The organism is uncultured Empedobacter sp. (assembly GCF_937930195.1).
Lineage (GTDB): Bacteria > Bacteroidota > Bacteroidia > Flavobacteriales > Weeksellaceae > Empedobacter > Empedobacter stercoris.
Genome location: NZ_CALGVK010000003.1, coordinates 1 through 5255, shown reverse-complemented (window position 1 = coordinate 5255; position 5255 = coordinate 1). Strand labels below are relative to the sequence as shown.

The window sequence follows — 5255 nt, the reverse complement described above, 5'->3', positions numbered from 1 at the left end:
AGTATGATGAAAAAATTAGCTGAAAAAGAATTGGTGATCTATGAATCGTATAAACCACTTCGGTTATCTGATAAAGGAATTTTGAAAGCATCTTTGATTGTACGAAAACATCGATTAACGGAAATGTTTTTGGTCGAAAAAATGGGATTTGGTTGGGAAGAAGTACATGAAATTGCAGAGCAAATAGAACATATTCAAAGTCCTTCTTTTTTTGATAAAATGGATGAAATTTTAAATTATCCCAAATTAGATCCACATGGCTCGCCAATTCCAGATAAATATGGAAATGTAGAGTTTGTTCACTATAAAAAATTGTCTGAATTTCAGCAAGGAGATTTAGTTGAAATTTGTGCTGTTATAGGTTCTTCGGATGAATTTTTAAAATATCTGAATTCGAAAAACATTCAGCTAAATGATAAAATAAAGATCATTTCAATTGAGGAATTTGATGGAACTATGACGGTAGAATTTCTTGAAACAAATGAAATTGAAACTTTTAGTAATCATGTAACGTCAAGGTTGTTAGGTAAATAATGATTGCGCAATTAATATTTTCAACGTTATTACTCTTATATTTTTTAGGATTTGGACTCCTTTTTCAAAAAATATTCCCAAAAATAAATTCGTCAATTTCTTTTGTTATTTTGAACGGGATGATAGGAGTAGGACTTCTCAGTTTTCTACTTGCATTTTTTATCCCTTTAAATTTTACTTACGAAGCAATTTTAATTCTTATTTCTATTCTTTCCTTAATTTATCATAGAAAAGAGGTTCAAAAATATGTGAAAGAGTTGAGAAATATTTCACGATATTTTTATATATTTTCTTTTTTAGGCTTGTTGGTTGCAACAACTTATCCGTTTATTTTAGACCATTTTGGTTACTACATTCCGACGATAAAATGGTTGGATTTTGCTGGTTTTGTAAAGGGACTTTCTAATTTAGAATGGGTTTTAGCACAAAATAGTTTTTGGCATATTTTACAAGCTGCTGTTAACGAGAGTTTGGATGTTTATTATCGATTAAACATAAGTTTATTTATTGTTTTTAATTTATATGTATTTGATAAAAAGTGCTACAAATTGTTGTTTTTTAACACTTTGTTTTTATTTTTTTTAAATTCTCCTTCTCCCGATTTACCTGTTTTTGTTATAACAATTTTACTAATTAATGAATATTTAAATCAAAAAGGAAAAGTTTCAGACTATTTATTTTATTCGACAATTTTGGTTGTCATAAAACCAATTAGCATTGTTCTACTGATTTTTTTCTTAATTGAATATTTGAAGAATAAAGAATATAGATTTTTGAAGGATAAAAACATTCTTTTAATCATATTTTTTACTTTTTTGTTTTGTTGCAAAGGAATTATTGTTTCTTCAAATCCTTTATTTCCTATAAGCTTCAGTTCTATTGAAAATCTCCAATGGAGTTCGCCGAAAAGTATGTATGATATCTCGAAATTAAATGGAAAGTTTATTCCTCTAAAGGATTCTTTTACATTTGAAGAGGTAATGAAAATGAATTCATTTGAATATTTATATGCAATTTTGTTTCAGAATGCTGTGCGGTCAATTATATTATTATTCATTATAGGATTTACACTTTTAACAACAATAATTAGTTTTTTCTACAAAAAATCGACCATTCAATTATTAATATTTTGTTGCTGGATAAAGTTATTTGCAATGCTATTTTTATCGCCTCAATTTAGATTTCTTTTAGATATTTTGGTTATTGATGTTGTACTAATTTTAAGTATTTTTAATCATAAAACCTATTTTCAGTTTTCAAAAGGAATAAGTTTTTTAGGTGTCTTTGCAGTTTCTCTTTTTATTTTATTTCCAAACTTAGGTAGATTAAGTTCAAATTCAATACGATCTTTTTCTTATCAAAAAAAAATAGAATTAAAGCAACTTTTACAGCCAGGTACTTACAGAGAAATACCAACATTAGAAAAAAAAATAGGAAATATTTTATATAATTACCCTACAAATTATCCCTTGATTTATAACTCTCCTGTACCTGCGATTAGTACTTCGACTTTGAATAGTTATTTAATATATAATGGTTATCCGCAACAAATAGATTCTTTAAATGTGAAAAATGGATTTTATTTTGTTCAGATGAATGAAAATGAACGAAAAAAAATAACTGAATTTTTGATGCAAGAACAAAAAAAGCAAGCTAATTAGCTTGCTTTAAGTATTATTGTGCTTTACCTTTTACTCTGAAGATTTTACGAGAAGAGGTTGCATCATTAGATGTGATTGTGACAGATTTATTAAAATCCCCTGCCATAGAACCACTCGAATATTTTACTGTGATATCTGCAGATGCGCCTGGAGCTATTGGGGTTTTAGGATAATCAGGAGCTGTACATCCACAAGATCCTACAACACTTTTAAGAACTAAAGGCTTGTCTCCTGTATTTGTTACTTTAATTTTTGAAGTAACATCTGTATTCAATTTAATATTCCCAAATTGAATTTCTTCTTTATCTAAACTAAGCGTTTGAGCAAATGCACTCGAAATACCTAATGCAAAAACACTTACAAACATTAATTTTTTCATAACGATAATTAATTTATAATCAAAGTTAAGCAAATAATCCAAAAAAGAATGCTTTTTTTGTATTTTAGTAAAGTATAAAAAAACATTAATATGAAAACAGTAATTATTCCATTATTACTTTTAACTTTTAATAGTGTCGATGCGCAGATATCTTCAACAGCAACTGTTAATGAATATAATTTGCAAACGTTAGTAGCAGAATTGAAACAACAAAAATATACAGATGGTTCTACAAATAAGAATGAGTATTTTGATGTAAACTTTTTACCTGCGAGTATTGATGGCTTCAAAGAAAAAGAAAATTTTAGATATAATGCCTTATTAGATGATTTCGAATTTTTACGCGATGGTTATTTATATAAAATGAATAAATATTCTGATCAAATAATTAGGTTTGACAATGGGAAAATTTATAAGTATGTAAATTTTATAGAAGGAAGTGTGGTGTCTTCAAGGTATTTGCAAGTATTAACACCAATGGATGCTAAAATAGTACTTTACAAAAAGTTAACGATAGATGGAATTGATGGATTAGGAGCAAGTGGTTTAAATGCTTCAAATAAAACAAGTTATTATAAACAAGATAAATTACAGATTGGATTTGATGATAAATTGTTTAACGTACCAAAATCAACAAAAAAGTTTGGAGAATTTACTGATAAAAACGTAGCAGAAATTGTAAATAATAATAAACTTAATCTGAAAAAAGAGCAAGATTTAATTTTACTTATCGAGTTGTTGAATAAATAAACAAATTCTTTATTAGTTAAGAAATATTGGGCAGATTGTGTAAATTTGCCCAAATTTGTTTTTAAGTTATAAATAAATAATGGAAATCGCATCGAAATATACGCCGACAGAGGTAGAAGGAAAATGGTATGAATACTGGATGGAGAAAAAATATTTTAAATCTACACCAGACCAAAGAAAAGCTTACACAATTGTAATTCCACCGCCAAACGTCACAGGTGTCTTACATATGGGACATATGTTAAATAACACGATTCAAGACGTTTTGATTCGTCGTGCACGTATGCGTGGCTTCAATGCATGTTGGGTTCCCGGAACAGACCATGCTTCAATTGCTACTGAGGCAAAAGTAGTTGCGAAATTAAAAGAAGAAGGTGTTTCTAAATTTGATATCGGACGCGAAAAATTCTTAGAACACGCTTGGGATTGGACACATAAGCATGGTGGTATCATCTTGGATCAATTAAAGAAATTAGGTGCTTCTTGTGATTGGGATCGTACAAAATTTACAATGGATCCTGATTTATCTGAATCTGTTCAACGTGTTTTTATCGATTTATACAACAAAGGTTTAGTGTATCGAGGGTATCGCATGGTAAATTGGGATCCAGAAGCAAAAACAAATATCTCTGACGAAGAGGTGGTTTACAAAGAGAAAAACGGAAAATTATACCACTTAAAATATCAAGTTGTAGGTTCTGACAAATATATCGTTGTAGCGACAACTCGTCCAGAAACTATTTTTGGGGATACTGCTGTTTGTATCAATCCAAACGATGAGCGTTACGAATGGTTAAAAGGACAAAAAGTAATTGTTCCTTTAGTTGGTCGTGAGGTAAATATCATCGAAGATGAGTATGTGGATTTAGAATTCGGAACAGGATGTTTAAAAGTAACGCCAGCTCATGATACGAATGACTACGAATTAGGAAAGAAACACAACTTAGAGTTCATCGATATCTTTACGGATGATGCAAAATTAAACGATTACGGATTAAACTATGCCGGAATGGATCGTTTCAAAGCGCGTAAAGAAGTTGAGAAAGAATTAGAAGAAAAAGGTTTACTTGAAAAAGTAGAAGATTATAAAAATAATGTAGGAACATCTGAAAGAACAGGAGCGGTTATCGAGCCTAAAATCTCGAATCAATGGTTCTTAAAAATGACAGATTTAGCTAAACCTGCATTAGACAACGTAATGAACGATACGATTAAATTTCACCCAGCGAAATTTAAAAATACCTATCGTAACTGGATGGAGAATGTGACAGATTGGAACATTTCTCGTCAATTATGGTGGGGACACCAAATTCCTGCATTTTTCTATGGTGAAGGAAACGAAGATTTCGTTGTTGCTTTAACAAAAGAAGAAGCATTACCATTAGCACAAGAAAAAACAGGAAATACTGCTTTAACTATTGAAGATTTACGTCAAGATGAAGATGCATTAGATACTTGGTTCTCTTCTTGGTTATGGCCAATTTCTGTTTTCAATGGAATTAATGAACCAGATAACGAAGAAATCAATTATTACTATCCAACACAAGATTTAGTAACTGGTCCAGATATTATTTTCTTTTGGGTGGCACGTATGATTGTTGCTGGATACGAATATCGTAACGAATTGCCTTTCGAAAATGTATATTTCACAGGTATCGTTCGTGACAAACAAGGTCGTAAAATGTCGAAATCTTTAGGGAATTCGCCAGATCCGATTGAGTTAATGAACGAGTACGGAGCCGATGCTACGCGTATGGGAATGTTGTTAACGGCACCTGCTGGAAATGATTTACCATTTGATGTGGAGTTATGTTTACAAGGACGTAACTTCGCCAACAAAATTTGGAATGCTTTCCGTTTAATTAAAGGTTGGGAAGTAAACGACGAATTAGAGCAAACTTCTGCGCAAGTAAAAGCAGTCAACTGGTTCG

General features: G+C 30.3%; 5 protein-coding genes. 4 read left to right on the top strand and 1 reads right to left on the bottom strand.

The genetic code is table 11. From position 1 onward, the window contains the following. Both Q0616_RS00105 and Q0616_RS00100 read left to right on the top strand, forming a co-directional pair. The coding region (locus tag Q0616_RS00105; protein ID WP_298773862.1) for a metal-dependent transcriptional regulator at window positions 1-534 on the top strand (534 nt) is incomplete at its 5' end. A gap of 119 nt (window positions 535-653) precedes the next feature. Beyond that, on the top strand, window positions 654-2195 hold the full coding sequence (locus tag Q0616_RS00100; protein WP_298773860.1) for a hypothetical protein: 1542 nt from the start codon (window positions 654-656) through the stop codon (window positions 2193-2195). Between the two features lie 13 nt (window positions 2196-2208). Here Q0616_RS00100 and Q0616_RS00095 read toward each other — a convergent pair whose 3' ends face one another. Beyond that, the gene (locus Q0616_RS00095; RefSeq protein WP_188319976.1) at window positions 2209-2574 is read right to left on the bottom strand and encodes a DUF1573 domain-containing protein; all 366 of its coding nucleotides are present in this window, start codon (window positions 2572-2574) and stop codon (window positions 2209-2211) included. A gap of 90 nt (window positions 2575-2664) precedes the next feature. On the opposite strand from Q0616_RS00095, the gene Q0616_RS00090 reads away from it, so the two are divergent. Next, complete coding sequence (locus tag Q0616_RS00090) at window positions 2665-3324, top strand: hypothetical protein (protein ID WP_298773855.1); 660 nt, start codon at window positions 2665-2667, stop codon at window positions 3322-3324. Between the two features lie 79 nt (window positions 3325-3403). Then, window positions 3404-5255, top strand: a 1852-nt coding sequence (locus Q0616_RS00085) for a valine--tRNA ligase (protein ID WP_298773853.1), incomplete at its 3' end; no start/stop codon positions are given.

Bases quoted from the DNA above. Each gene is read 5' to 3' on its own strand.
- Q0616_RS00100 (WP_298773860.1), top strand. From the start codon at position 654: ATGATAGGAGTAGGACTTCTCAGTTTTCTACTTGCATTTTTTATCCCT.
- Q0616_RS00095 (WP_188319976.1), bottom strand. From the start codon at position 2,574: ATGAAAAAATTAATGTTTGTAAGTGTTTTTGCATTAGGTATTTCGAGT.
- Q0616_RS00090 (WP_298773855.1), top strand. From the start codon at position 2,665: ATGAAAACAGTAATTATTCCATTATTACTTTTAACTTTTAATAGTGTC.